Here is a 25,034-nt window from a genome sequence, read left to right on the forward strand (position 1 = left end):
CTACACCAGTTGCTTGGGTCTGATATAGCGGAACAGCAGCGCCATCAGCGCGCCGACGAACAACACCAGCACCACGCTGATCGCCGCGCCCAGGCCCCAGTCCGGGCTCTGGAAGATGCGGAGATAGATCAGCTCGGCGATCATCACGCTGCGGCCGCCGCCGAGAATCGCCGGCGTGACGAAGAAGCCGAGCGAAAAGACGAAGACGATCAGCGCCGAGCCGATGATGCCGGAGCGGGTCATCGGCACGAACACCGACCAGAAGGTGCGCATGCGGCTGGAGCCGAGGCCGCGCGCCGCCAGCAGCACACGGTCGTCGAGGCTTCGCATCGAAGAGGCCAGTGGAAACACCGCGAAGGGGATGAGGAAATGCGTCATGCCGACGATAACGCCGAACTCGTTGCGCACCAGCGCCAGCGGCTCCGAGATGAAGCCGACCGCCTGCAGCCAGGTGTTGATCAGGCCGCGATTGGACAAAAGCGCCACCCAGCCGAAGGCGCGCGTCAGCACCGAGATCCAGAACGGCACCAGGATGCAGAACTCGGCCACGACGCGCTGCACCGGCGTGCCGCGTACCCAGACAACGGTGATGGCGTAGGCGGCGGCAACCGAAACGATCGTCACGATCGCGGCGATACGCAGCGTGCGGATGAAGACCGACTGCACCAACTGATCCGTGAGCAGCGCATTGTACTGCCCCAGCCCCGGCGTGGGCAGGGTGAAGCTCCATTTAACCACGCCAAGGAATGGCCAGGCGTAGGCCAGCACAAGAAAGAGGAGCAGCGGCGCCATCAACAGCGCCGCGCCCATCCTGTCGGAGAGGTATGCTCTCATCCGGTTATCCCGGCTTGTCAGGCGGAGATGATCTTCGTGTATTCGTCGAGTGCTGCCCCGTAGTTCTTGGCGTACCAATCCATGTCGAGCGGAATCTGCTTCTTCATGTTCTCGGGATCGACCGGGTTGATGCGCTTCTTGTCGGCGGGGATCAGCGCGTCGGCGGCCGGGTTGGCCGGACCCTGACCGAGCTTGTCGAACATGATTAGTTCCTTCTCCGGGTCCTGGGTGCTGGCGATGAACTTCATCGCCGCGTCCTTGCCGCCGGGATTGCCCTTGAGCACGGCGAGCGCGCCGGGCGAGATCAGGCCCTGGTCCCAGATGAACTTGATCTTGCCGCCGGAATCCTGCTCGATGAGCGAAGCCCGGGTCGACCAGACGATCGCCATCGAGGCCTCGCCATTGAGCAGCACGCTCTGGCTTTCGGCGCCGCCGCCCCAATAGGCGACGACGTTTTCCTTGAAGGCGGCGATCTTGTCATGCGCGCGCTTGAGGTCGAGCGGGTAGAGCGAGGCAGGCGCGATGCCGTCGGCGAGCAGTGCCGCTTCCCAGCTCGACACGCCCCATTTGTAGAGCGAGCGCTTGCCGGGGAATTTTGCCACGTCGAAGAAGTCGGCCATGCCGGTCGGTGCCTGGCTGCCGTATTTCTCGGCATCGTAGGCGATGACGTAGGAGAAGAAATAGGTCGAGGCAGCGTACTCCCAGCCGAATCCCGGCCGCATCTTCTTCTTGTCGACGACCGCATAGTCGATCGGCTCGAGCATGCCTTGGGCGCCGAGAGTGATGGCCGAGAACGGATCGACGTCGACCAGATCCCAGGTCGGCGCGCCGCTCTTGAACTGCGCCGCGATCGCGCCTTCGGTCGGGCCGGAGCCGTCCATCTTGACGGTGATGCCGGTCTCCTTGGTGAAGGCCTGGCCGTAAGCGGCGTCATAGGCGGTGATGGCGTCGCCGCCCCAGTTGACCAGCACCAGTTCCTTCGCCGCGGCAAAGGCGCCGGTCGAACGCAGCAGCATCGGCGTGCCGGCCAGCACCAGTGCGGCCAGCTGCGTGAACTGCCGGCGCGAGATCTCGCCGCGCACTGCCCTGGCGGATAGCGCCTCGATGGAATTTTTCTTGGTTTGGTTTGTCATGTCAGTTCCCCTTTTTTGTCGTTGGTATTTCCTGAATGTCAGCTTGGCGAATTCGCCACGCCGATCGTCATTGCTCTCCATCCGGAAGGAGGAAGCCTTTCTCCGCGGGCCAGGTCAGCCAGACGGAATTGCCCTTGCTGAGGGCAGAGGCGGCGACCTCGTTCGGCACCGAGACCGTCACCTTGGCGCCTTGGCGCGTCGTCAGATCGAGCCGCGTTGCAGCGCCGAGATAGGTCGAGGCGACGGCAGTCGCGGCAATGCCGTTCTCGCCTGCCGCGGCTTCGCGGGCGATCGACATGTATTCCGGCCGGATCGCCAGGATGGCATCGCCACGGACCTTCTCGGCCCTGCAGCGCATGCTGATCGCGCGGTCTTCGCAGAGGCCCGTCGAGCCATTGTCGGCCGGGCGCACGCCCTTCAGCGGCAGCATGTTGATCTCGCCCAGGAACTCGGCGACGAAGCGGTTGTCCGGCCGGTCGTAGACCTCGTCCGGCGCGCCGACCTGCAGCAATTTGCCATGGTTGAAGATGGCGACGCGAGATGACAACGCCAGCGCCTCGCTCTGGTCATGGGTGACGAAGACGAAGGTGGTGCCAGTCTCCTGGTGCAACCGCTTCATCTCGGCCTGCATCTGGCCGCGCAGGCCCTTGTCGAGTGCCGAAAACGGCTCATCGAGCAAAAGTACGCCCGGCTCGAACACCAGCGCCCGCGCCAGCGCCACGCGTTGCTGCTGGCCGCCGGACAATTGCGACGGCAGTTTCTTCTCGTGGCCCTTCAGCCCGACGCGCTCGATCATTTCGCCGACGCGGCGTTTGATCTCGGCCGCCGGTTTCTTGCGCACCTTGAGCGGGAAGGCGATGTTGGCCTCGACGCTCATATGCGGGAACAGCGCATAGCCCTGGAACACCATGCCGGCGGCACGCTGCTCGGCCGGCCGCTCGGTGATGTCGACGCCGTCGCTGTAAAGGCGGCCATCGGTCGGCTGAATGAAGCCGGCAAGGATCATCAGGAAGGTGGTCTTGCCGGAACCGGAAGGGCCGAGCAAGGTGAGGAACTCGCCACGGCCGATATCGAGCGTCAGATCGTCCAGCGCACGGAACGAGCCGAAGCTCTTGCCGATCCCGATTGCCTTGATCTCTGCGGCCCGGCCGGGTTGCTGCATCCTGCCCTTTCCTTAGCGTAGGCGAAATCGTAGGCAGGGCGGCGGCTCACCGCAACCGAATAGTTTTCGCCTGATCGGCAAATTTGATTCATCTATGCGCCAATCTCCCCCCTCGAGGGGGAAATGTCGCCGAAGGCGACAGAGGGGGTCGCTTCGCTTGAAGTGCCAACCTCCTCTGCAGCAGCAGGCCGAGCCCAGTTGGACCGACCCCCTCTGGCCGCTTCGCGGCCATCTCCCCCTCGAGGGGGGAGATTAACGCTGGTTCTCCGACAGCTTCGACCTCAGCCACCGCCCAAACGCCTCCAGCACCGGATGCGCCGCCTTGGCGTGCTCGGAAACCAGAAAATACGAGCGCGGTGAATTGATCGCTATGTCGAAGGGGCGGACCAGCCGGCCTTCGCTCAGTGCCCGGCCGCTGGTCAGCTCGTCGCCCATAGCGATGCCCTGGCCGGCGATCGCCGCCGAAAAGACCAGGTTCATGTCGGAAAAGAAGATGCCGCCTTCCGGGTCGGGGTTCTCGACCTTGGACAGCGCCAGCCAGCGCGCCCAGTCCTCGGTGTCACCGAGATGCAGGAGATTGGCGCGCAGCACGTCTGCCGGCTTGGAGAAGCCGCCGATCTTGTTGAGCAGCGTCGGGCTGCACAGCGGCGTAAAGGAGATCCCGCACAACAGCTCGACCGCGCGGTTCGGCCAATTGCCGACGCCGAAGGCGATGAAGGCATCGGCCTCGGCATTGCTGACGTCGTCGAGACGGCGCGGCGTCAGGATGCGCAGCGCGACATCGGGGTACATCTGCCGGAACTCGCCGATATGGGTGCACAGGAACAGCGAGGCGAAACCCGGCGTACAACTGACGCTGAACGAGCCGCCGATGCCGGTGCCGGCATGGCGCGTCACCGCGTCGCCCAGCACCGTCAGCGCCTTGCGCACGTCGCTGGCATAGCGCTGGCCGCGCGGCGTCAGTGCCACGCCCTTGCCGATGCGCTCGAGCAGGTCGAAGCCGAGATCGCGTTCGAGCAGGCGAAGCTGATGGCTGACTGCGCTGCGGGTCAGATGCAGTTCGTCGGCGGCGCGCCAGACGCTGCCGTGGCGGGCAAAACTGTCGAGGGCGCGCAGCGCCTGCGTCGAGGGAATTCTCAAGAGGTGAACCGAATTTGCATGAGCCGGAAAAACATATCACTTTTTGGCGAGGCGCTTCACTGCTTTCTTTGACGGATGAAGATACCGGTGACCTCCGCGCAAGCGACCACGCTTGCCTGTCTGGACGACATCCAGCCGTCGCTGTCGGCGTGGACGCGGACGATCTTCGATTTCGGCGAGACCGCCTGGCGCGAATACCAGTCGGCGGCCTGGTATGTGGAGCAGTTGAAGCACGAAGGGTTTTCGGTCGAGGAAGGATCGGGCGGCATGCCGACCGCCTTCTGCGCCCACTGGACCAACGGGACCGGCCCGACCATCGGCATGTATGCCGAGTACGACGCGGTGCCTGGCAATTGCCAGGATGCGGCGACGGTGAAGCGACCGCGCCCTGGCCTCGGCGAACAGGCCGGCGGCCACACCGATCCGCATTCCGGCCTCGGCATTGCCAGCCTCGGCGGGCTGCTGGCGACCAAGGCGGCGATGGAGCGCCACGGCATATCAGGCACGCTGCGCTTCACCGGCGAGCCGGCGGAGAAGGTGCGCGGGTCGAAGCCGATCCATGCCGCGAAGGGCTATTACGATGGGCTGGCGGGCATGGTCTCCTTCCATCCTTTTTATATCCTGCCGCTCTGCAATACCGCGCGCTGGGACACGCATTGCGGTGCGGCCTATGCGATGATCTACCGCTTTGTGTGCGACGAACCCGAAAATTGGGTTCGCGCAAGCGATGCAGCACCCATCCCGCAGGCGCATTCGGCGGTCAGGGCGCCCGGCGCTAACGACGCGCTGATGATGATGTATATGGCCTCCAAGGCGCTGCGCGATTCCATGCTGCCGCATCAGGGCGGCTGGTCGATCAGCGAGGCGATCCTGACGGCGGGCCAGGCGACCGCCGACAATCTGCCGGCCGGGCTGGCCGAGATCCAATACATGATCCGCGTGCCGACGCTGGCGATGGCCGAGCAGGTCACCGCCATGCTCGACCGCAATGCGGAAGCCGCCGCGAAAATGAGCGGCTGCCGCTACGAGCGGCACTGGGTGTCGAAGTCGCGGCCGGGGCTGGCCAACCACGCTATGTCAGGCATCGCCTATGAGGCGCTGTCGGCGGTCGGGCCGCCGCGCTGGGACGACGCGGCCAAGGCGATCGCGCGCGAAATCCAGGTCAATGCCGGGGGCGAGGCGACCGAGGAACCATTCATCGACGAACTGGAGCGGCTGATTGCACCACAGTCGGCCGAGGCGCTACTGCGCCGCGACCTGCCGCCTTGGCAGCTCAATTCCACCTCCGACGATTACACCGACATGTCGTGGCATACACCGACGGCACGATTCTACGTCGCCCGGCCGGCGCTGCGATCCGAGAACGGCCACGCGTTTCCGTCCTGGGCGATGAATGCGCTGGGCGGCATTTCTGCCACCATCGACCCGATGGTCATCTGCGGCGCAAAGACGGTCGCGCTGGCAGCACTTCGCCTGTTGGAAGACGAGGCTGCGCGCGACGCGGCGATGGATGAATTCGTCACCCGCACCGGCGGCGGCATCGGTGGCTCGAACTGGATCGCGCCGCTCTGCGACTACGATCCGCCAATCGGATTTCGCTGGCCGGAATACATCACCACCCCGCGCGGACGGGATTGGTGGATACCAGGCAACCAAGCCGCATGATCAACCAAGCCGCCCTTCACGAGGAGAAACCCCATGACCGTCCATGACCGCATCGTCACCGAGCCGTTTTCGCTGCAGCGCCGCAACCCGGCCGGCGGAACCAAGCCGCTGACCGCCTGGGGCTTCGCCAACGAGACCGACGTGCTGACCGACGTGCTGCTCGGCTCGCCGAATTTCCTGCGCCATCTCTCGACCAGCTCGCTGTCGCGCAAGCATCTGCGCGAAGCGCCATGCAACGTCCAGATCGCGCAGGCGCAGCACAAGGACCTGGTCGCCGCCTATGAGCATTTCGGCGTCAACATCCACTGGCACGAGCCGACGCCGGAGCTGCCGATGCAGGTCTACTCGCGCGATTCCAGCGTCATGACGCCGTATGGCGCCATCATCACCGCCATGGCCCAGTGGTGGCGGCGCGGCGAGAACTACGCGGCGATCCGCACCTATGAGAAGCTCGGCATCCCGATCTACGACATGGTCACCGCGGGCACGTTCGAGGGCGGCGACTTCAACGTCATCGAGGACGGCGTCGTGCTGATCGGCTGCGGTGGCGCCCGCACGCAGGAGGAGGGCGCGCGCCAAGTGCAGGCCTGGTTCGACAAGGATGGCTGGGAGACCCGCATCGCCTTCATCGACGAATATTATGTCCATATCGACCTGATGGTGGTGCCGATCGCTGAAAAACTGACCGCCGTCTGCCTCGCCTGCACGGAGCCGGGCATCGTCGATTGGCTGAAGGGCAAGGGCCACGAAATCATCGACGTGCCGTTCCAGGATACCATGGCGCTCGGCTGCAACTTCATGTCGCTGGGCAAGGACCGGGTGATCGCGCCGACCTCGAGCCAGACGCTGATCGGTCAGCTCAAGGCGCGCGGCTTCGAGGTGGCGGCCATCGACATGAGCGAGATCTCGAAGACCGGCGGCGGCATTCACTGCATGGCGCAGGCGCTGAAGCGCGAGCCGGCCTGAGGGGCCGGCCTTTAGCCCGGCCGCTTGCGCGAAAGCGCCATTGTCAGCACCGTCGATCCCGCCTGGCGCGCGGCGCGCGCGCCTACAGCACGATGAGCTTTCCCTTGCGCAGACGCCGGGCGCAACGATAGACGAGGTCGGCGGCGACCATGTCTTCCATCGCAATGCCCATCGCCTTGTAGGTGGTGATCTGTTGATCCGAAACGCGGCCCGGCGCGCGGTCGAGCAGCATGGCGCCAAGCTCGGTGCCGAAATCCGGGTCGAAGCCGGCAAGCTCGCAAGATCCGACCGGGGTCGGTTTGAACGCATCCTTGGTTTCGACAAAAAGACTGGATCTGCCGATGAGCTCGATCGGCATTTCACCGCCGGGCGGCGCCACCCCGACCGAGGAGACATGCGTGCCCGGCTGGACCCAGCCTGCGTCGATCACCGGCTGGTAGGAGTGGGTCGCCAGGCACACCACGTCGGAACTGCGTACTGCCGCCTCGAGGTCGGCGACCGCCACCACCGACGGATGCAGCCGGGCAAGCGCTGCCGCATCGTCGAAACTCTTTGAAGCGACACGGATTTCGGCAAAGTCGCGCACCAGCGGCAACAGATGCAGGTGCTGGTTGGCCTGCACGCCGGCGCCCACCACGGTCGCTATCCTGGCATCCCGGCGCGCAAGCGCGCGCACCGACAGCACGGCGGAGCCGGAGGTTCGCACTGCGGTTATGAAGGTGCCGTCCATGATGCAGACCGGCAGGCCGGACAGCGGATCGAACAGGCTGATGGTGGCAAGGTGGCTGGGCAGGTTCTTGGCCAGGTTGCCTTCGAAGACGTTGACGATCTTGACGGTCAGGTTCATGCCCTCCATCCAGGCCGGCATGGCGAGGCTGTAGCCGGCCCCGGGGATGTCGAGTTGTGGTCGGGGTGGATTGACGACCTTGCCTTGTGACAGCGCCTTGAAGCCGTCTTCCAGAACATCGAGAAGCTGGCTGAGGTCGATGCATGCCATCACGTCGGCTTCGCTTAGCACCAGGATCTCGGTCGCTCCCTTGCTGATTTCCGCCGCACTCCTGCCGGCTGGGCTGAACGCTTGTTTGGTCATCCTGCACTCCTGTGGTCGTCGAAATCGGCTCACCGCGTTTGCTTAGGTGAGAGAGGGAAGCGCAGGTTATTGCGACGTTTTATGTGATGAAATACGTTGTTTTTGGCATCTCTGCGTGAAATAAGCACAAAAATCTCTGAGATAGCGTGGATTGTGGAATGGAGGATCTCGACCAGATAGACCGCAGCCTGCTCAGGCTGCTCCAGGAAGACGGCCGTCGGACGACGCTTGATCTTGCCGGGCGCGTCGGGTTGTCGCCGACCGGAACCAGCCAGCGGGTGAAGCGCCTGTTCCGCGACGGGTTCATCACCGCGGTCAGGGCCGTGCTTGATCCGCGCAAGGTCGGCCGGGGAACGCTGGTGTTCATCGAGGTCCGGCTTGACCACACGGCGCCGCATGTCTTTGACCGCTTCGCCGAAGCCGTGGCGAAAGCTCCGGAGGTTCTGGAGTGCCATATGGTGGTTGGTGGTTTCGATTATCTGGTCAAGGCGCGGATCGCCGATATGGCGGTGTTCCAGGATTTCCTGCAGCGGGTCATCCTGCCACTGCCTGGCGTGCGCGAAACGCACACTTTCGCCTCCATCGCCGATGTCAAGCCGAACGCCCTCTTGCCGGTGTGATCAGGTGGAGGGGGAACGCTATTCAGGGCGACTTGCATCGCATCTTCGCCATCTTATCGCTCCCCCTGGCGTGCCTTCCGGTGCAGAGATGCCGGAGACCGGCTCTAGCCTTGCAGGGTCAGCAGGTTTGCGTCGCGCGCGAGCCGCCACTCACCATCCGCCTCCTTGCGCAGGAGCGTCAGCGCATATCCCGATCGATGGACCGGCTCGCCATTCGGCGGGGTCGCGGTCATATCGATGCGGCTGCGGATGAAGGCCCAATTGCCGAGAAGCTGTAGTTCCACGATATCGCTCGTGCCGTCGATATGAACGCCGGCCGTCTCCCGCGCGGCTGCCGCGAAGATCTCCTTGTCGAAGGGATCCCGGCCGGGAACCATGAAGATAGCGTCGTCCGTCATCAAGCTGAGGACGGTCGCGATGTCTCCACGCTTGCTCGCATCCATCCACGTCTCGACCAGCTTTCGGATTGCTCTTTCGTCGCCCGTCATCCGTTACCTCCCTGGCATCTCGCCGTCATCGATGGCGCACGGCGCTCCTCCCTCGCTGCTACATAGGGCTTAGATCGCTCTCGTCATCGATTGCAGTGCGTCGCGCCGCGGGTAGCACGGTCCGCGAGCCGGCAGGTTCGCGCCCTCCATGCCTATCGCCAGCCACCGGAGGCGGTGATGCGCTCGCCGGTCAGCCAGGACGCTTCGTCGGAGGCGAGGAACACCGCGACGCGGGCGACGTCGTCGGGCAGGCCGAAGCGACCGAGCGGCGTCATGGCTATAATCTGCTTCTCGAATTCGCTGCCGACGATGCCGATGCGCGCGAGGCCCTCGGTATCGATGCCGCCGGGCGCGATGGCGTTGACGCGGATGTTGCGTGCGCCGAGCTCCCGCGACATCGACAGCGTGATCGTGTCCACCGCACCTTTGGTCGCGGCGTAGACGAGCGAGTTCGGCTGCGGATTGCGGCTGGCGACCGAGCTTATGTTGATGATGCTGCCGCCGCCCGCGCCAAAATGGTTCACTGCTGCTTGCGTGGTCAGAATGATGCCCAACACATTGGTGTCGAACTCGCGGTGAAACTCGGCCTCGGTAACCGCTTCCAGCGGCTCGAATGCGAAGACTCCGGCATTGTTGACCAGTATGTCGAGCCCGCCAAACTCCAATTTCGCCGCCTCGAACAGGCGGCGCACATCAGCCGCTTGCGACACGTCGCCCTGGACGGCGACGGCGCGGCCGCCACGGTCCTCGATCTCGGCGACGACGCGGTCGGCGCCTTCCCGTGACGAGGCGTAGTTGACGACCACTGCGGCGCCGGCCGTGGCAAGACTCTTGGCGATGGCGGCGCCGATACCCTTGGAGGCGCCGGTGACGATGGCGACCTTGCCGTTCAGCTTGCTCATCAAACTCTCCTTTGTTGACGATGAGCGGTATTTAATCATGATCGAAACGCGTATTATGGTGCCCACAAGCCGTTCTTTCGTGCCTGGAATTCCGGAATGACCACCATCCTCGAAAAGACCGCCGGTCTCGTCGCCTTCGTCCGCACGGTCGATGCCGGCTCGTTCCATGCCGCCAGCGGGCTGGTCGGCTCCAGCCCGTCGGCGGTGTCGAAAAGCGTGGCGCGGCTCGAGCGCCGGCTCGGCGTCAGGCTGATCCAGCGCTCGACGCGTCGGCTCGGGCTCACCAGCGAAGGCCTCGCCTACTACGAGCGCGTGGCGCCGCTGCTAAGGGCGCTGGACGATGCCGAAGACATCGTCCAGATGGCCGATACGGCGCGCGGCCTGCTGCGCGTTACAGCGCCGGTCGAACTCGGTCGCGGCCTGATCGCGGCATGGGCGCAAGCGTTCCTTGCGCAGCATGGCGAAGTGAAGGTCGAGCTCAGCGTTACCGACCGTCACGCCGATCTGATCCGCGAAGGCTATGATGTTGCCGTGCGCATGGGGGCGCTGTCGGACACGGGGCTGGTTGCCCGCAAGATCGCCAATCTGCCGATCATGCTGGTGGCCTCACCGGCCTATGTCGAGCGGCGCGGCCGTCCGGCATCGGTCGAGGATTTACGGGATCATGAATTCGTCCGCCACCAGATGGCTGGCCGGCCTTATCCGGTCACGTTTGCCGACGGTACGATGATCGTGCCGGATGGCCGGTTAGACACCGACGACGGCGGCGCCATCCGCAATGCAGCACTTGCCGGTGCCGGCATCGCGCATCTGATGCGGTTTGCGGTGCAGGACGATCTCGACGCGGGCCGCCTGGTCCGCATGCTGCCCGAGGTGGCGATGCCGACCATGCCGGTGCACATCGTCCATGCCTACGGGCGGCAGCTACCGGTCCGGGCGCGGCTGTTCGTCGACTTCCTGGTGGGCCAAATGGCGGCACTGACGCGATAGGGCAGACGCGGTCTGACGCAAGCACCCAGGTTTGGCAGAGACCAACCGTGCCGGCCGGTGCGAACCACCCTTACCCGAAGCTAGAAGGTGATCTTCACTGAATCGGCGCTGCGGTTGGCCGCGCCGTGGTGGACGGCCTCGATGTTGTTGCCGTCGGGGTCGAGCAGGAAGGCGGCGTAATAGCCGGGATGGTAGGATCGCTCGCCCGGCGCACCATTGTCGGTGCCGCCGGCCTCAAGCCCGGCCTTGTAGAAGGCATCGACCATCGCGCGGTCCTTTGCCTGGAAGGCCAGGTGGTGGCGGCCGGTCAGCTTTCCCAGGGCCGCCGGGCTGTCGGGGCTGGAGATGAACAGCTCGTCGGCCCAGAAATAACCATCGCCGGCGCCACCGATCGGTATGCCGAGCACGTTGAGAACCGCCTCGTAGAAACGACGGCTGGCCTTGAGATCCCTGACCACCAGCTGGAGGTGGTCGATGAGACGGCCGCGATGAAGTTCCGGATTTGCCATGCTTGACAGCTCCTGATCGCCGGTTGGAAATCTAGCTTCGAATGGTGCGCGGTCAATCCAGAAAGCCGTGGAATGGCGCCATCGCGCCGACTGGATAAAAAATGCAACCGGATTGTCGGATTCAAGACATGTCCAACGTCCTTCGGACGCAAGCGGCTCGGCGGAGCTCGAAAAGGTCGTGCCGTATCAACGCTTCCGGCATGGGAGAAAAGTGAAATGAGCCTTCCCTATCGTTGGGTTATCGTCGCGGCTGGCGCACTGATGACCTGTGTTGCCCTCGGGGCGATGTTCTCGCTGGCGATCTTCCTCGAACCGATGGCGCTCGACACACAATGGTCGCGCGCCGGCATATCGAGCGCGATGACGCTGAACTTCCTGGTAATGGGTCTCGGCGGCTTCGCCTGGGGCGCCATTTACGACCGCTTCGGCGCCCGCATCGTCGTCATGACCGGCGCCGTGCTGCTCGGCCTGGCGCTGGTCCTGGCCAGCCGCACCGGTTCGCTGCTCGTTTTCCAGTTGGCCTATGGCGTGCTCGTCGGCCTCGCGGCAAGCGCCTTCTTCGCGCCGATGATCGCGCTGACCTCCGCCTGGTTCGACACGAACCGCAGCCTCGCCGTCTCGCTGGTCTCGGCCGGCATGGGCGTGGCGCCAATGACCATCTCGCCCTTCGCCCGTTGGCTGATTTCGGCCTACGACTGGCGTACCGCGATGTTCGACATCGGCATAACCGCGTGGGTGCTGCTACTGCCGGCCGCGCTTCTGGTGCGCCAGCCGCCCAAGCCCGCTGCCGACGGCGCTGCCCCAAACGTTGCCGCCGAGGGTGCCGGCATGACGGTTCCGCAGGCGCTGCGCTCGCCGCAATTCATCGTGTTGGGACTGACCTTCTTTGCCTGCTGCGCGGCGCATTCCGGGCCGATCTTCCACATGGTGAGCTATGCGATGCTGTGCGGCATAGCGCCGATGGCGGCGGTCAGCATCTACAGCATCGAGGGCCTGGCAGGGCTGGGTGGCCGGCTGCTTTACGGCGTGCTTGCCGATCGGCTGGGCGTCAAGCCGGTGCTGATCACCGGGCTGGCCATACAGGCCGTGGTCATCGCCGCCTATCTTGCGGTCAGCGAGCTTGGTCAATTCTACACGCTCGCCGTCATCTTCGGCGCCACCTATGGCGGCGTCATGCCGCTCTATGCGGTGCTGGCGCGGGAATATTTCGGCCAGCGCATCCTCGGTACGGTGTTCGGTGCGGTAACCATGCTGTCCAGCCTCGGCATGGCTTTCGGCCCGCTCGCCGGCGGCATGGTGTTCGATGCCTATGCCAGCTATTCCTGGCTGTTCATCGGCTCGGCCCTTGTCGGGCTTGGCGCGATGGCGATTGCGATCGCCTTCCCGCCGCTGCCGCGCAGGGAGTTGCAACCGGCTTAAAGCAGGATCGGCGGAAAAGGGCGGCCGCTTGGATGGCAAGCGGCCGCGATCCAAAAATAGCTGGCAGTGTTCGGCATTATGAAACGCGAATTGCTATGCAAGCAGAGGCACCACCTCGGCGCCGTCAAGCGTGTAGCGCGCATAGCGGAAATCGCGAATTCTCGCCAATCTGTCGCCGGCCCATTCCAGCAGGATAAAGTATTTTAGCCCTCCGGCCGAGTCGTCCGGATCGATCACCAGAATGGCTGGGTGCCGATCCACCAGGCCTGGGACCAGCCGCCAATCGTGGATACCCGCGTAATTATGGAAGTACCGGCCCACTTTCGTGCGGCCGCTCGCCCGGAGCCGGTTGACGAGGTCAAGCCGGACGTCTTCGGCCAGCATGTCGCGGATCGCATCGAAGTCGCGGGCGTTGAACCGCTCCACGTAGGCTGCCAGACGCGCCCGTTCGGGCTCGGCCAACACCGGCACAGGCCGATCGTCAGGCTCGCCGGAGACTTCGCGCAGGCGCAGACGGCCGCGATGCAGTGCGGCTTTCACCGCCGGAACGCTGCTGTCGATAATGTTGCCGATCTCTTCGATCGTATAGCCGAGCACATCCATGAGGATGACGCTGCTACGCTGCGCCGCGGGCAGGCGCATGAAAGTCTGCAGGCTTGCGGCTGCAGTGTGTCGACCCTCGGCCGACATACCGGGGTCAGGGATCATATCGATATCCTCAACGACATGCGCGGCATCCAACCTGGCACGACGGCGTAGGTGGTCGAGCGCGGCATTGTGCGCGATGCGAAACAGCCAGCCCTCGACATTGGCTATCGGCCCGGTCCCGGGGAACGCCTCGAGCGCCTTGACCGTAGCTTCCTGGACGACATCCTCGGCATCGATCACCGAACCGGTCATGCGGGCACAATAGCGGTGCAGTTTCGGCCGCAATTCGCCGAGCAGCCGGTCAAATGGCTCCCGTCCTTCTGGGGTGCCGGTTGCGGATCCGGTCATCGCACAAGGATCGATTTCATGCGTATCTCCCAGGCAGGGCGCCCGTCATCAGGCGCAGCGTCTTATAGACGCTCGACGATGGCAAAAGGATTCGGTCGAAAAAACTTTCTCTGGCTGGAATCCTTTGATGGTTCCTACGCGTCTCTGGATCACGGGCCCGGTAACCTGGCGGGCCCTTTGTTCAAGCCGGAGGCGCCATAGTCATGAGCAAGCAAAGTGCGGGATCAACGAAGGTCTGGGTTCTCGCCCTCACGTCGATAGGCTCCTTGATGGTCGTTCTCGATGCGATGGTTGTGGCGACGGCATTGAGCACGATGCGGGTCGAGCTCGATGCCTCGCTGGAGACGCTGCAATGGACGATGAACGCCTATAATTTGAGTTTTGCCGTCCTGCTCATGACCGGGGCTGCGCTCGGTGACCGGTTCGGCCGCCGCCGTACGCTCGTTGCCGGATTGGCGTTGTTCGTCGCAGCGTCGGTTGCCTGCGCGCTCGCTGGCAATGCCGGATTGCTGATTGCGGCGCGTGCGGTCCAGGGCGCAGGTGCCGCAATGGTCATGCCGCTGGCCATGGCGCTGCTGAGCGTCGCTTTTCCCCCGGAGGAGCGAGGCAAGGCGCTGGGTATCTTCAGCAGCATCACCGGCCTGGCCCTGATCATCGGCCCGATGGCGGGCGGTGCGATTTCCGAAGGCCTCTCCTGGCACTGGATATTCTGGCTCAATGTTCCGGTCGGCATCGTTCTCATCCCGCTGGTGATGCGTCGGATTCCGGAGAGTTACGGGCCGGGCACGGCAATCGATGTCCTCGGCGTCGTCCTGGTAACTGCGGCGGCATTTGGAGTGGTCTGGGGTCTGATGCGCGGCAACATTGTGGGCTGGAGCAGCTCTGAAGTGCTGTCGGCGCTGACGGCCGGGCTGCTTCTCGCCATCGCATTCGTCCTTTGGCAGTTGCGTACCCGTGAGCCCATGCTGCCTTTGCGGTTCTTTCGGGCGCGCGCATTCTCCTCGGGCGTAGGGGCGAACTTCCTGCTCTGCGCCGCCATGTACGGGCTCGTGTTCCTGTTGCCGCAGTTTCTGCAGTTTGCCCAGAGCCGTGGGCCGCTCGGCGCCGGCATGGGATTGCTGCCTTGGACCGCGACGCTTTTCGTGGTCGCACCGATCGCCGGTAGCCTGATCAACCGCGTTGGCGAGCGCTGGCTTGTCGTGGCCGGATTGATCCTGCAAGCGGCTGGAATGGCCTGGCTGGCGCAGATCGCCGCACCTGATCTGCCCTATATTCAGCTAGTCGCCCCGCTGATCATTACCGGTGCCGGCGTGTCGATGGCCATGCCTGCCGCGCAGAATGCGGTTCTCAATGCGGTCGCCCGGCCGGAGGTCGGCAAGGCTGCCGGCACGTTCAACACATTCCGCTTCCTCGGTGGCGTATCCGGGATCGCGATCGCCGGTGCGGTGTTCGCCGGCACTGGAAGCTTCTCGTCCACTGACGCGTTCAGCGATGGCTTCACCTCGGCAATCGACGTCTCCGCTCTGCTCTCGCTCGCCGGCGCGCTCGTCGGATTGGGGCTCCCGGAGCGTCGCGCAGTGGTGCTCGCGAATGCCAGCAAGGAAGCGTAACTCGGAGGCGGGAAACTTGCGCTTGCTCCCACTGTTGTCGCGTTAACAGCAGCCGCGCCAGCGCAGCAAAAAGGTCGCCGAGCGTCGGTTGCCGGCCGGTCCTGTGGGGGGCATCTGTGTCCAGACCCAGATCTTGCGCGCCCGTGATGGCGGCGAACATGCTGCATCGCAGCACCCTGCCGCCGATATTGGCGGGCCAAGGGAGTGCGAGAAAATCGTCAAAAATGGACAATTCGGGCTGGTTCCTGCTGTTTTTTGGCTTTTATTAGCCGTGCCTCACGTTCCTGTTTCAAATGTGTCAACTTTTTGTGTTGCGTTGCACAATGGTGGTCCTATTCTGCGCAAGGGGGGCGCTTCCGATTGGAATGCGCCGTGAACGAAGCCGCTATATTGACCGATTGGCAGTTTCGCCGTCCCGCCGGCGTACGTCACTAATGGGAAATGCGCGCGACACCCAATTGGACGCGCTGAGGGCCATCGCCGTGACGATGGTGCTGTACGCCCACTTCTTCGCGGCCGGTGGGTCTTCGTTCTGGGGCCATATCGGCGTGCGTCTGTTCTTCGTGCTGAGCGGCTTTCTGATCACGCGACTGCTGCTGGAAGCCAGAGCGGCTGCCGAATTCGAAACCGGACCGGCGCTGATATCCTTCTATGTCAGGCGGGCGCTGCGGATATTCCCGCCTTATTTCGCCGTGCTGGGTTTCGTCTGGCTGGTGGACCTGGAGCAGTCCAGAGGTTCGCTGGTCTGGCATGCGCTCTATCTGTCGAATTTCTGGTACGCATCGCAAAATGAATGGACGCCCTGGCTGCTCTGCCATTTCTGGAGCCTGAGCATCGAGGAGCAGTTCTACATCGTCTGGCCGCTGATCGTCCTGCTGGCGCCGCGCCGGCGCCTGGAATCGATTTGCATTGGCGTTATCGTGCTGTCACTGGCCTATCGGTTTTATTGGCCGATCGCTGGAACGCCGGGTTTGGCACGCGACCTGCAGCCGCCGGCGTCGATGGACGCATTGGCGTCAGGCGCGCTGCTTGCCGCCTACCGGTCAAGAACAGCCGGCTTGCCGCAATGGCTTCGAAATGGCTGGCCGGGGCTCGCGGTGGCGTTTTTCGTTCTGCAGTGGTTTGCGCCGGCGCCGGCAAATCCGGTGCAGGAATGGGGCCTCTGGCTGCTGTTGCAGATCCTGCCTCTCGTACCGCTGGTGGTCATCGTTGCAAGCTGTTCGACAGGGGTTGGCGGCTATATCGGAAAACTTCTCGAACTGCCGCCGCTGCTTGGCCTTGGCCGCATCAGCTACGGCGTCTATCTCTACCATCCCATAGTGCTGGCTCTGGTCGTCAAGTCGCAGCCCTGGATCCCGCTCAACGTCTCGGAGCAAGGCCCGGGGCGGTCCCTGGTCGCGGGAACTGCGACGCTCATGCTGGCTTCGGTCTCGTGGCTGCTTTTCGAGAAGCCGCTCAACAGCCTCAAGCGCCACTTCCCCTATGTTGCTCGAAAGGGCCGCGGCGCCATCCCGGCAGGCATCGACGTGGGCAATGCCGGATGGCTCGCGGCGGGAGCATATCCGGGCAGGCCGCTCGATGGCGCGTCACGCTTCCCCCGCAAGCTGCAGCGAACCGATCGGAGCTGATCATGGCTGCTCCCTTGGTGTCCGTCGTGCTGCCGATCTACAATGCCGGACCTTATCTCGCCGCTGCGCTGGGCAGCATCCTGCGGCAGGATTACGAGCGTCTGGAGGTCATCGCCATCGATGACGGCTCGACCGACAACTCGCTGCAGATCCTGCAGAAATACCGCCAGGCCGACAATCGCATCTCGATCATCTCACGCGAAAACCGCGGCCTGATCGCAACTTTGAACGAAGGCGTGGCCGTGGCGCGCGGCGATCTGGTCGCCAGGATGGACGCCGACGACATCGCCTATCCCCAGCGCCTGTCGCGGCAGGTCGCGCTGTTCAACCAGCAGCCTGACCTCGCTCTATGCGGCGCGGGTTTCGATACCTTGCTCGGCAACCGCGTCGTCAGGGGTTCGCCCGATCCGATATTCCAGGACAATCCGCTGCGTATATTGTCGATGTTCTTCACGATCTTCATGCATTCCACCGTGGTATACAACAGGAATGTCATAGAAGAAGATGTTCTATATTACGATACCAGCTACAAGCATGCCGAGGATTTCGACCTGTTCAGGCGGCTGACCGACTGCTACCCGGCGGCCATGAGCCCCGAAAGCCTGATCGCCTATCGTATCCATGACGACAGCGTGACCAACAGGCACAAGCGCGAAATGCGCAGGACGCATTTGAAGATCGTCGCCGAGAACCTCGAGCGCGAAGGGCTCGTACAAGAGACGCAGGACCTCCGCGGCATCGGTGAAGTCCTGTCGATGGACACGGTTCGCCGTGCCGCCGAATGGATCCTTGGGCTGGAAGAAAGGATTGCCGCGCTGCCGGCCGAGACGAGGCCGAGCTACCAGGCTGGCACGCTGAACCTGTTCTATTTCCTCTATCAGCTGATATCGGGGGAAAGACAGCCGCTGCTGATGCACGAATTCCTTACACGGACTGCGAAATGGAAACTCATCCGGCGCCGCGAGCAGTACGTGTTTCGCACCGGTGCCTTCGCGCCGCGCTTCAGTCTCGCCTCGATGTCGGTCACCAGGCAGGTGGATGCCTTGTCGCGGTATCTGCAGTCCGTGCCGGCCGCGGCGGTTTTGCCTTCGAACCAGTTGAGCTAGCAGCGCATGGTCGTCAAATCCCATCAGCTCCAGCAGCGCGGCCGCTCGAAGGTGCCGGCGGCCATGTCGCCCCGGCCGCAGCACGGGCCGGCACCGGAGGTCAGCTTCATTGTCTGCACACGCGACCGCGTCAACGTGCTCGAGCCTTGCATAAAGTCGATCCAGGCAGCGTGCCGCGCCTACGCTGCCTTCTCTGCCGAACTGGTGGTTGTCGACAACGGTTCGACCGACTGCACAGCAGAGCGGCTGGCCGGCATAGCCGAACTTTCGGACATTCCGTTCACGGCCATTCGCGAGCCGCGACCCGGATTGGCGGCCGCGCGCAACGCCGGGCTGGAGCGGGCGCGGGGCCGCGTGCTGGTCTTCGTCGATGACGATTGCGCGGTCCACAAGGATTATCTGCGCGATCTGCAGCGGCACTATGCGGCCGGCGAACGGGTCATCCGCGGTGGGCGGGTCGAGATCGGCGACCCCCGCGACCTGCCGTTCACCATAAAGCGGTCGCCGGTGCGCGCGCGGCTTACGCCGGATGTCCATCCCGGCGGCTTCGTGCTTGGCTGCAACATGACGATGCACCGCGATGTTGCCGCCCGCATCGGCCGTTTCGACGAACGGTTCGGCGCCGGCGGCCCGCTGCGCTCCGCGGAAGATACGGACTATCTCGTCCGGGCGGTGCTGCTCGGCATTCCGGTCGAATATGTGCCCGACATGACCATCTATCACCATCACGGCCGGCGCGACCGCAAGGCCATCGAAAAGCTGCATCGCGACTACAGCATGGGCAATGGCGGGCTTTGCCTGAAGCATATCCGCCACGCGCCGTGGCTGCTTCGGCATTTCTACTGGTCGATGAGGGCGGCCTTGCGCGAACTGGGGAAAGGCCCGCTGTTCGATCGTGAACTCAAGCTGTCGCACTGGCCGATCGTCGGCATGAATTTGCTCGGCGCGGCCAAGTTCGCGGTGCTTTTGCTGGCGAAATCGCCGCAGCCGGCGCAGATGCGACAGGAGCAACAGGCAAATGCCGAGGCGAGGTGATCCGCCACCATGCGATTGATGCCGCCCAGCCTGCCGATGCTGCGCCGCGCGCTCGGAAGAAAGCAGTTGCGCCTGCTTCCTGCCGTGGTGGTGCTCGGGCTGCTCAGCGCCGCGCTTGAAGGCTTCGGCATCGGCCTGATCATTCCGTTGCTGAACATAATCATGGGGCAAGGGCAGACCGGCATGGCCGGCTTCTCCGCCGTCTTCCAGCATGTCGGATCGAGCTTGAGCGAGCGCGACCGGCTGATCGTCATTTCGGTCGCCATCCTCGGCTCGATCGTGCTGAAGAACCTGTTCGCCTACGCCAATACGCTGCTGACCACATTCATCTACGGCAAGGCAAGCCATTCGATCCGCAGCGCGCTGTCGGAGCAGCTGCTTAGGGTAGGCTACCCGTTCTTCCTGCAGCAAAGCCCGGGACGGCTGCTCAACATCATCTCCAACGAATCCTGGCGGGCCTCGGATGCCATCCAGATCACGTTGGGGGCAATCGTCAACGCGTCGGCCGCAATCATCCTGTTGGCTTTCCTGCTGCTCCTGTCGTGGCAGATGACGTTGCTGGTCACGCTCGGGCTGGCGCTGGTGCAGGTCGTGCACGCCATGCTGTCGGCCAATTTGAAGGCGCCGAGCCGCAGCGTTGCCTCCCGCAACAGCCAGCTCGCATCGCAGATGCTGCATCTGGTGCATGCCGGGCGGCTGATCCGCATTTTTGGCCAGGAGCAACGCGAGAAGGCGGCATTCGACCAGGCATCGGATGCGGTGCGCCGGGCGGCGTTCGTGCTTTTGACGCGTCAGGGAGCTTTGCCGCCGGTGACCGAGGTTCTGCACGCCATGCTGTTCCTGGCGGTGGTGATCGGCGCCTGGTTCGCCAATGTTTCCTTCCCGCTGATCGTCGCCTTCGTGATCCTGCTCTACAGGCTGCAGCCCTATATGCGGTCGCTGCAAATGGCCTGGAGCCAGCTGCAGGGCCTGAGTGGATCGCTTGAAGAGGTGACGTGGATGCTGGACCCGTCCGACAAGCCCCAGCCGCCGCAAGGCAACAGCCCATTCCCCGGGCTCAGCCAAGGCATCAAGTTCGAAGACGTCACCTTTACCTATTCTGGTTCGGAACAGCGCGCGGTGGTGCTGCATGCGGCGAGCTTCGACCTCCGCAGCGGCCGCTCGACCGCGCTGATCGGCCGGTCGGGCGCCGGCAAGACGACGATCGTCAATCTTTTGTGCCGCTTCGTCGAACCGGATAGCGGCAGGATCCTCGTTGATGGATCGCCTCTGGACCGCATCGACCCCAGCCAATGGCGAACGCACATCGCGCTCGCCAGCCAGGAGCTGGAGCTGGTCGACGGCACGATTTTCGACAACATCATCTACGGCCAGGACGCGGCCTCGGCCGACGACGCCGAGCGCGCCGCAAGGCTGGCCGAAGCCCATGACTTCATCGAGCAACTGCCGCAAGGCTACCGGACGGTCGTCGGCTACCGCGGCGTCAATCTTTCAGCGGGACAGCGACAGCGGATCGCGCTGGCCAGAGCGCTGGTGCGCGATCCCGATATCCTCATCCTGGACGAAGCCACCAATGCGGTGGACGGCCTGTCGGAGGCGGCAATCGTCGAGACGCTGAAGTCGCGCGCCGGCCGCCGCACCACCATTGTCATCAGCCATCATCGCAGCACCATCTCGTTCTGCGACGACGTCGTGATCCTGAGCCACGGCCGCGTGAAAAAGCAGGCGCCGTTCGCCGCGCTTGCGACGCTCAGCATGGACGAGCTTTACCAGCACGAGGCGCTGGAAGGCTGAGGGCGACCCCGCTGCGTGCGCGCGCTGGGCGACCCGCTGCGTGCACGCGCTGGGAGGTCGTCTCGGATGTCAAGCCAGGTCAAGCATCTCAGGGGCGAGGAAGACCTCCGCCATACGTCTCTACGGGATTTCTGGGATGATGAGTGATCCCGAGCTTACCCGCTTTCCATCTGGAGCGTACAGAACCAAGGGTCCGCCTGCCAAATCCAGCAATGGCAGGCGGACCCTAATCAGCGCATGAAGGGACTGATTCTGCGCCGATGTCTCCTCGAGGAGGTGACGCCATCAACTGAAGACGGGCGCAGTTGTTCCCGACGCCGGCCGTACACAAGACCATTGCGCAGGCAGGTCAGACTTAGGTCCCTGTAAACGCGCATCGCTGGCTGGAGTGAACATCGGATCGGTTCGGTGGTAGCGAAACTTCGGCCGGAGATAGATGCAGCCATTGGGTTCCGGGGCATGACCGGCTCGGCGCTGATGATGGGCGGCGATCGATCCCCGCACGACTGATGCCGAGGGGCGCTTGCAGTCCTGCGGAATACGCATCCACCGGCGCCAGTGAAGTTGTCCAAGCGGTACGTAGCGGTCGTCAAGCTGTTGCTAATATGCAGCATAGGCAGCGCTCTATGAACGGCGTCGCTTGGAACCGCTACCTCCGACCAACCGTTAGTGTCACAATGACAAACCAAAAAGTGAGGCTGATGATGGACCCGCTGCAAAACAACACGTTGGAGATCTGGTGTCTTGCGGCCGTTCCGCTGTCGCTGCTCCTTACAGTGTTATTAGCCGGATTTATCCTTTAGCCGGACCCAACGAGGCCGGCTGCGGACCGGGGCCTGGAAGATGAAAATGCCGGCCATTTAGGCACGCTAGGCGTCTCGGACACCCGTAGCACCAGGCCGTGGCAGCCTTTCCAACATTGCCATCATAATCGGCTCTTTCGACCGGTCCGGTCCGCGGCGATTGCTCGCAGGCCCGTTGCGAGGGTGAGCATGCGAGCTCGTACGTTTTTTACACAATCTCTGATTGGTGGACTCGCCCGCCGCCATCGACGTTAATTTTGCGTTAGCGACAGGAGGGGGGAGATCGCTAACGGGAGGAAGAAAATGAAAGAAAACTACGATCTGACGATCGACTACGACGAACCTTACGACAACAAGCCTTACGATCTAGCCACATTCGCAAGGAAGCACGGGCTCAACATTCGAGCCGCCGAGCTTCTTCTTTTCGCCAAAGGCCCGTCTCGAGCGGCCTGCGATGCCGCGGCGAGGGCTTTTCTCGCGGCGGTAGCCGCACAAGCTATGAGACAATCGGCGCGGTAGGTCTCACAAAGCCATTGCTGACACGGCCTGCCGTGTCAGCAACCCAACGGACAGCGCTGGAAATTCCGGGCCGTTTCCAACAAGATGCCTGAGCATCCGGGAACGGCCTGAAAATGTGCAATCTCTACAACATCACGACCAGCCAGGAGGCCATCCGCCAGTGGACCCGCGCCTTGCGCGACATCCTCGGCAATCTCGAACCCTCCATCGACATCTATCCCAACCAGCCCGGCCCGGTGGTGCGCAACGCGCCGGACGGCGAACGCGAATTGGCCAATCTGCTGTGGGGCATGCCGACGCCACTGGAGCGGGTCAAGGGCAAGGCCGACTACGGCACCACCAACATCCGCAATCCGCAATACGGCCACTGGCAGCAATATCTCGGCATCGAGAACCGCTGCGTGGTGCCCGTCACCAGCTTCGCCGAGCCCAGCCCGACGCCCGGCGACAAGGACCCCGAGACCGGCATCCAGCGCAACTACTGGTTTGCACTCGGCGAGGACCGCCCGCTGTTCTTCTTTGCCGGCCTGTGGACGCATTGGCAGGGCCTTCGCAAGGTCAAGGACGGCCCCGGCGATCACCAGGTCTATGGCTTCATGACGACGCAGCCCAACGCGCTGATCGCGCCGATCCACGAGAAGGCGATGCCGGTGATCCTGACCACGCCGGAAGAAACCGAGACCTGGCTCACCGCGCCGTGGTCGGAGGCAAGGCACCTGCAGCGCACGGCGCCCGATGATGCGCTGGTGATCGTCGAAAAACCGGCGACGCAGATCAAGTTTCCGGAGCAGGCGCCCGCGCAGGGCTCATTGTTTTAGCGCTTGAATTTCTGCAGCACCCAGATGTAGCCCTTGGGCGGATGATCCTGGTCGATGAACTGCGTCCTCACCGTCGTGTCCTTGCGGCTGCATCGCTTGCACCTGAACCTGATGGCTTGCAGCGGTTTGTTCCAGCCCACCACCTGGGCCACGTCATTCGCCCTGAACCGTCCAACATGGTAGCAATGGCCGCACTCCACGATAAGCAGCATGTTGGCCTTGGCGGCACGTCCAACGCTGTCCATCGGCCCGGCCATGGCTCATTTCCGCGTCGAGTAATCCTCGGGGAGGGGAAGCAGGCCAAGCTCCGCCATCCGATAATCGGGCTCCTTCTCCGCTACGCTGGCCAGCACCTCGTGCAATTTCTCGACAAGCCCGCAAAGCTGCCAGAATAGCTCGCCATGCGCCCTAAGATGCAGCTGCGACGACAGCACCGTCCGGCGCAGGCTCAAAGCGTCGCTGATGATCGCCTCCGCATCCCTCGCCGACAGCCTGTCGAACCGGCTTTTTCGTCTGCCCATCGCGGCTCTCCTCGATTTGTGAGCAACCGCCCCGCCTGCTGACAAATAGGAAGGCATTCCTCGCAGAGTCAATTCGCTCTTGACACTTTTGTTCCCGTTTTGTTCAATTTCAACAGGAACGATCGGAGCCGTCGTCATGGACCACATCGTGAGGCTGGACAGCCGCCAGGAGGCAGCCCTGCAGGCCATCGCCGACAAGTTCATTGCCCAGCACCAGGGCGATGCGGTGAAGGCGCTCAAGGAGATGATTGTGCTGAATGGGCATTTGCAGGAACGGCTTGATACGGTGGAGGGCCGGCGCCGGGCGGTGCGCTGAGGAGTGGAGAGTGGGCCAGAACCCAAGCGCCGTTATGACTCCTAATCAAAGAGGCGCTATCCTAGCCGCCGGCCAGGCCATTTAAGCTGTACCGGTTTTGCGCATGATGCGTCACTAGCCGCAAAGCGATGACAACGCGTCGGTTTGTCATGGCGTGAATCCGAGATCACGACCGGCCAACAGCTGTCGTAACTTTGCTGTCGTGATCCGAAAGATCGACTGTGGAGGATGGGCACCAAAGACTCCCATCTGTCTGAGCCGAGCGATCGGGATTGCGGGCTCCATGTATGCGGCTAGGAGATAATTAATCACCTTAACGGGACGCGTTGGCGTCGCCTGCCAAGCCTCAAGGTCCTTCTCGCTGTAGACGGAGCGACCACCAGTCATCAATAAAAGATCGCGGGTCGATTCCGCGAGCTTCATATCTTCCAAAATGCCAATTGCCGTAATCGCCTGTGATGGCTTGAGGTCGGATTTTCCCTTGTAGAACATTAGCAGTGCCCCAGGGGCACCCAGGTTGGACGGCGCGCGGCAAAGATAGACCTTGCGGATGGTGTTTCCAGGTCGTTTGGGGCCTCCACCGCGGCCTTGTGGATCGAACAATTCAAACTGCACAAGCTGGCGAAGGTCCGGATAAAGAACGTCATGGTAGGCTTCTTGTATCGGGATCCCGAAGGCCTCGGTCTCCTCAGTAACCACAAAGCGAGGATAGTTCAGGCGGTGTGTGTCAAAGCTGCTTTGGCTGGGAACGGGTGGGAGTGCAGCAGGCGACAGCATTTTCTCGTAGATCCGCTCCTCATCTTCCTTTGTTGCGGTATGCTGGAACCCAAAATATTCCAGGAGATCGATCAGAGTGGGTTGGGTCTCAGTGTCCGTTCCAAAAAGAGTTGAGTGATTTCAGCAGGTTGTGATTCTGTCGGATTTGCGAGATTCGATGGAGATCACGATGGCCTGGACTGAAATCACCCGT

Annotated in this window: 25 protein-coding genes and 1 pseudogene; 14 read left to right on the forward strand and 12 right to left on the reverse strand. The window is 63.3% G+C overall.

Features of this window, described 5'->3' with window-relative positions; genetic code table 11:
• The 4 genes from NKJ91_RS10225 to NKJ91_RS10240 form a co-directional block, all read right to left on the reverse strand.
• On the reverse strand, positions 1–834 hold the full coding sequence (locus NKJ91_RS10225) for an ABC transporter permease (protein ID WP_031194462.1): 834 nt from the start codon (positions 832–834) through the stop codon (positions 1–3).
• 17 nt (positions 835–851) lie between these two features.
• Positions 852–1,967, reverse strand: coding sequence for an ABC transporter substrate-binding protein (locus NKJ91_RS10230; RefSeq protein ID WP_352455433.1), 1,116 nt, complete (start codon positions 1,965–1,967; stop codon positions 852–854).
• 67 nt (positions 1,968–2,034) lie between these two features.
• The gene (locus NKJ91_RS10235) at positions 2,035–3,129 is read right to left on the reverse strand and encodes an ABC transporter ATP-binding protein (protein WP_352455434.1); all 1,095 of its coding nucleotides are present in this window, start codon (positions 3,127–3,129) and stop codon (positions 2,035–2,037) included.
• Positions 3,130–3,381: 252 nt separating this feature from the next.
• Complete coding sequence (locus tag NKJ91_RS10240; protein ID WP_023677271.1) at positions 3,382–4,269, reverse strand: LysR substrate-binding domain-containing protein; 888 nt, start codon at positions 4,267–4,269, stop codon at positions 3,382–3,384.
• An 87-nt stretch (positions 4,270–4,356) separates the two neighbouring features.
• On the opposite strand from NKJ91_RS10240, the gene NKJ91_RS10245 reads away from it, so the two are divergent.
• Together NKJ91_RS10245 and NKJ91_RS10250 are read left to right on the forward strand one after the other, a co-directional pair.
• The gene (locus tag NKJ91_RS10245) at positions 4,357–5,934 is read left to right on the forward strand and encodes a zinc-binding metallopeptidase family protein (protein WP_502903565.1); all 1,578 of its coding nucleotides are present in this window, start codon (positions 4,357–4,359) and stop codon (positions 5,932–5,934) included.
• Positions 5,935–5,967: 33 nt separating this feature from the next.
• Positions 5,968–6,900 carry a dimethylarginine dimethylaminohydrolase family protein gene (locus NKJ91_RS10250; RefSeq protein WP_352455436.1) on the forward strand — a complete coding sequence of 311 codons (933 nt, stop codon included), beginning with the start codon at positions 5,968–5,970 and terminating at the stop codon, positions 6,898–6,900.
• An 82-nt stretch (positions 6,901–6,982) separates the two neighbouring features.
• Here NKJ91_RS10250 and NKJ91_RS10255 read toward each other — a convergent pair whose 3' ends face one another.
• Positions 6,983–7,990: an ornithine cyclodeaminase family protein gene (locus tag NKJ91_RS10255; protein WP_352455437.1), complete on the reverse strand. Its 1,008-nt coding sequence runs from the start codon at positions 7,988–7,990 to the stop codon at positions 6,983–6,985.
• A gap of 158 nt (positions 7,991–8,148) precedes the next feature.
• Between NKJ91_RS10255 and NKJ91_RS10260 the strand changes: the two genes are divergently transcribed.
• A complete protein-coding gene (locus NKJ91_RS10260; protein ID WP_352455438.1) occupies positions 8,149–8,610 on the forward strand; it encodes an Lrp/AsnC family transcriptional regulator in 462 nt (153 codons plus the stop codon).
• A 104-nt stretch (positions 8,611–8,714) separates the two neighbouring features.
• Here the strand turns inward: NKJ91_RS10260 and NKJ91_RS10265 are convergent, their stop codons facing one another.
• Together NKJ91_RS10265 and NKJ91_RS10270 are read right to left on the reverse strand one after the other, a co-directional pair.
• A complete protein-coding gene (locus tag NKJ91_RS10265; protein WP_352455439.1) occupies positions 8,715–9,098 on the reverse strand; it encodes a YybH family protein in 384 nt (127 codons plus the stop codon).
• A gap of 152 nt (positions 9,099–9,250) precedes the next feature.
• The gene (locus tag NKJ91_RS10270) at positions 9,251–10,000 is read right to left on the reverse strand and encodes an SDR family NAD(P)-dependent oxidoreductase (RefSeq protein ID WP_023677277.1); all 750 of its coding nucleotides are present in this window, start codon (positions 9,998–10,000) and stop codon (positions 9,251–9,253) included.
• Between the two features lie 96 nt (positions 10,001–10,096).
• On the opposite strand from NKJ91_RS10270, the gene NKJ91_RS10275 reads away from it, so the two are divergent.
• Entirely contained in the window at positions 10,097–10,990 is an 894-nt protein-coding gene (locus NKJ91_RS10275) for a LysR family transcriptional regulator (protein ID WP_352455440.1), read from the forward strand.
• Between the two features lie 80 nt (positions 10,991–11,070).
• Here NKJ91_RS10275 and NKJ91_RS10280 read toward each other — a convergent pair whose 3' ends face one another.
• A complete protein-coding gene (locus NKJ91_RS10280; RefSeq protein WP_352455441.1) occupies positions 11,071–11,499 on the reverse strand; it encodes a VOC family protein in 429 nt (142 codons plus the stop codon).
• Positions 11,500–11,715: 216 nt separating this feature from the next.
• Between NKJ91_RS10280 and NKJ91_RS10285 the strand changes: the two genes are divergently transcribed.
• Positions 11,716–12,918, forward strand: coding sequence for an MFS transporter (locus tag NKJ91_RS10285; RefSeq protein ID WP_023677280.1), 1,203 nt, complete (start codon positions 11,716–11,718; stop codon positions 12,916–12,918).
• A 93-nt stretch (positions 12,919–13,011) separates the two neighbouring features.
• Here NKJ91_RS10285 and NKJ91_RS10290 read toward each other — a convergent pair whose 3' ends face one another.
• A complete protein-coding gene (locus NKJ91_RS10290; RefSeq protein ID WP_352455442.1) occupies positions 13,012–13,914 on the reverse strand; it encodes a sigma-70 family RNA polymerase sigma factor in 903 nt (300 codons plus the stop codon).
• A 203-nt stretch (positions 13,915–14,117) separates the two neighbouring features.
• On the opposite strand from NKJ91_RS10290, the gene NKJ91_RS10295 reads away from it, so the two are divergent.
• From NKJ91_RS10295 to NKJ91_RS10330, 8 genes are all read left to right on the forward strand, one after another.
• On the forward strand, positions 14,118–15,524 hold the full coding sequence (locus NKJ91_RS10295; RefSeq protein ID WP_352455443.1) for an MFS transporter: 1,407 nt from the start codon (positions 14,118–14,120) through the stop codon (positions 15,522–15,524).
• 133 nt (positions 15,525–15,657) lie between these two features.
• Positions 15,658–15,900, forward strand: a complete 243-nt coding sequence (locus tag NKJ91_RS10300; RefSeq protein WP_352455444.1) for a hypothetical protein — start codon at positions 15,658–15,660, stop codon at positions 15,898–15,900.
• 58 nt (positions 15,901–15,958) lie between these two features.
• Positions 15,959–17,152: an acyltransferase family protein gene (locus tag NKJ91_RS10305; protein WP_352455445.1), complete on the forward strand. Its 1,194-nt coding sequence runs from the start codon at positions 15,959–15,961 to the stop codon at positions 17,150–17,152.
• 2 nt (positions 17,153–17,154) lie between these two features.
• Positions 17,155–18,258, forward strand: a complete 1,104-nt coding sequence (locus tag NKJ91_RS10310; RefSeq protein WP_352455446.1) for a glycosyltransferase family 2 protein — start codon at positions 17,155–17,157, stop codon at positions 18,256–18,258.
• Between the two features lie 6 nt (positions 18,259–18,264).
• Complete coding sequence (locus NKJ91_RS10315; protein WP_502903566.1) at positions 18,265–19,293, forward strand: glycosyltransferase family 2 protein; 1,029 nt, start codon at positions 18,265–18,267, stop codon at positions 19,291–19,293.
• Positions 19,294–19,302: 9 nt separating this feature from the next.
• Positions 19,303–21,087 carry an ABC transporter ATP-binding protein gene (locus tag NKJ91_RS10320; protein ID WP_352455447.1) on the forward strand — a complete coding sequence of 595 codons (1,785 nt, stop codon included), beginning with the start codon at positions 19,303–19,305 and terminating at the stop codon, positions 21,085–21,087.
• A gap of 1,106 nt (positions 21,088–22,193) precedes the next feature.
• Positions 22,194–22,409 carry a hypothetical protein gene (locus tag NKJ91_RS10325; RefSeq protein ID WP_023677289.1) on the forward strand — a complete coding sequence of 72 codons (216 nt, stop codon included), beginning with the start codon at positions 22,194–22,196 and terminating at the stop codon, positions 22,407–22,409.
• A gap of 113 nt (positions 22,410–22,522) precedes the next feature.
• Positions 22,523–23,227, forward strand: coding sequence for an SOS response-associated peptidase (locus tag NKJ91_RS10330; RefSeq protein ID WP_352455448.1), 705 nt, complete (start codon positions 22,523–22,525; stop codon positions 23,225–23,227).
• Here NKJ91_RS10330 and NKJ91_RS10335 read toward each other — a convergent pair.
• Both NKJ91_RS10335 and NKJ91_RS10340 read right to left on the reverse strand, forming a co-directional pair.
• Complete coding sequence (locus NKJ91_RS10335; protein ID WP_352455449.1) at positions 23,224–23,484, reverse strand: hypothetical protein; 261 nt, start codon at positions 23,482–23,484, stop codon at positions 23,224–23,226. The genes NKJ91_RS10330 and NKJ91_RS10335 overlap by 4 nt on opposite strands.
• A 3-nt stretch (positions 23,485–23,487) precedes the next feature.
• Entirely contained in the window at positions 23,488–23,748 is a 261-nt protein-coding gene (locus NKJ91_RS10340; RefSeq protein ID WP_352455450.1) for a hypothetical protein, read from the reverse strand.
• Positions 23,749–23,884: 136 nt separating this feature from the next.
• On the opposite strand from NKJ91_RS10340, the gene NKJ91_RS10345 reads away from it, so the two are divergent.
• Positions 23,885–24,064, forward strand: a complete 180-nt coding sequence (locus NKJ91_RS10345) for a hypothetical protein (RefSeq protein ID WP_352451462.1) — start codon at positions 23,885–23,887, stop codon at positions 24,062–24,064.
• A 147-nt stretch (positions 24,065–24,211) separates the two neighbouring features.
• On the opposite strand, the pseudogene NKJ91_RS10350 reads toward NKJ91_RS10345, so the two are convergent.
• Positions 24,212–24,958: pseudogene (locus NKJ91_RS10350) on the reverse strand (GNAT family N-acetyltransferase); the annotation flags it as partial.
• Between the last annotated feature and the right edge of the window lie 76 nt (positions 24,959–25,034).

Origin of the sequence: Mesorhizobium sp. M0040, assembly GCF_040323505.1 — a bacterium.
Classification (GTDB): domain Bacteria; phylum Pseudomonadota; class Alphaproteobacteria; order Rhizobiales; family Rhizobiaceae; genus Mesorhizobium.

What these genes read in the sequence shown, in the direction of transcription:
- NKJ91_RS10225 (WP_031194462.1), bottom strand. Translation starts at nt 834, where the DNA reads ATGAGAGCATACCTCTCCGACAGGATGGGCGCGGCGCTGTTGATGGCG.
- NKJ91_RS10230 (WP_352455433.1), bottom strand. Translation starts at nt 1,967, where the DNA reads ATGACAAACCAAACCAAGAAAAATTCCATCGAGGCGCTATCCGCCAGG.
- NKJ91_RS10235 (WP_352455434.1), bottom strand. Translation starts at nt 3,129, where the DNA reads ATGCAGCAACCCGGCCGGGCCGCAGAGATCAAGGCAATCGGGATCGGC.
- NKJ91_RS10250 (WP_352455436.1), top strand. Translation starts at nt 5,968, where the DNA reads ATGACCGTCCATGACCGCATCGTCACCGAGCCGTTTTCGCTGCAGCGC.
- NKJ91_RS10255 (WP_352455437.1), bottom strand. Translation starts at nt 7,990, where the DNA reads ATGACCAAACAAGCGTTCAGCCCAGCCGGCAGGAGTGCGGCGGAAATC.
- NKJ91_RS10260 (WP_352455438.1), top strand. Translation starts at nt 8,149, where the DNA reads ATGGAGGATCTCGACCAGATAGACCGCAGCCTGCTCAGGCTGCTCCAG.
- NKJ91_RS10265 (WP_352455439.1), bottom strand. Translation starts at nt 9,098, where the DNA reads ATGACGGGCGACGAAAGAGCAATCCGAAAGCTGGTCGAGACGTGGATG.
- NKJ91_RS10270 (WP_023677277.1), bottom strand. Translation starts at nt 10,000, where the DNA reads ATGAGCAAGCTGAACGGCAAGGTCGCCATCGTCACCGGCGCCTCCAAG.
- NKJ91_RS10275 (WP_352455440.1), top strand. Translation starts at nt 10,097, where the DNA reads ATGACCACCATCCTCGAAAAGACCGCCGGTCTCGTCGCCTTCGTCCGC.
- NKJ91_RS10280 (WP_352455441.1), bottom strand. Translation starts at nt 11,499, where the DNA reads ATGGCAAATCCGGAACTTCATCGCGGCCGTCTCATCGACCACCTCCAG.
- NKJ91_RS10285 (WP_023677280.1), top strand. Translation starts at nt 11,716, where the DNA reads ATGAGCCTTCCCTATCGTTGGGTTATCGTCGCGGCTGGCGCACTGATG.
- NKJ91_RS10290 (WP_352455442.1), bottom strand. Translation starts at nt 13,914, where the DNA reads ATGACCGGATCCGCAACCGGCACCCCAGAAGGACGGGAGCCATTTGAC.
- NKJ91_RS10295 (WP_352455443.1), top strand. Translation starts at nt 14,118, where the DNA reads ATGAGCAAGCAAAGTGCGGGATCAACGAAGGTCTGGGTTCTCGCCCTC.
- NKJ91_RS10305 (WP_352455445.1), top strand. Translation starts at nt 15,959, where the DNA reads ATGGGAAATGCGCGCGACACCCAATTGGACGCGCTGAGGGCCATCGCC.
- NKJ91_RS10310 (WP_352455446.1), top strand. Translation starts at nt 17,155, where the DNA reads ATGGCTGCTCCCTTGGTGTCCGTCGTGCTGCCGATCTACAATGCCGGA.
- NKJ91_RS10315 (WP_502903566.1), top strand. Translation starts at nt 18,265, where the DNA reads ATGGTCGTCAAATCCCATCAGCTCCAGCAGCGCGGCCGCTCGAAGGTG.
- NKJ91_RS10320 (WP_352455447.1), top strand. Translation starts at nt 19,303, where the DNA reads ATGCGATTGATGCCGCCCAGCCTGCCGATGCTGCGCCGCGCGCTCGGA.
- NKJ91_RS10325 (WP_023677289.1), top strand. Translation starts at nt 22,194, where the DNA reads ATGAAAGAAAACTACGATCTGACGATCGACTACGACGAACCTTACGAC.
- NKJ91_RS10330 (WP_352455448.1), top strand. Translation starts at nt 22,523, where the DNA reads ATGTGCAATCTCTACAACATCACGACCAGCCAGGAGGCCATCCGCCAG.
- NKJ91_RS10335 (WP_352455449.1), bottom strand. Translation starts at nt 23,484, where the DNA reads ATGGCCGGGCCGATGGACAGCGTTGGACGTGCCGCCAAGGCCAACATG.
- NKJ91_RS10340 (WP_352455450.1), bottom strand. Translation starts at nt 23,748, where the DNA reads ATGGGCAGACGAAAAAGCCGGTTCGACAGGCTGTCGGCGAGGGATGCG.
- NKJ91_RS10345 (WP_352451462.1), top strand. Translation starts at nt 23,885, where the DNA reads ATGGACCACATCGTGAGGCTGGACAGCCGCCAGGAGGCAGCCCTGCAG.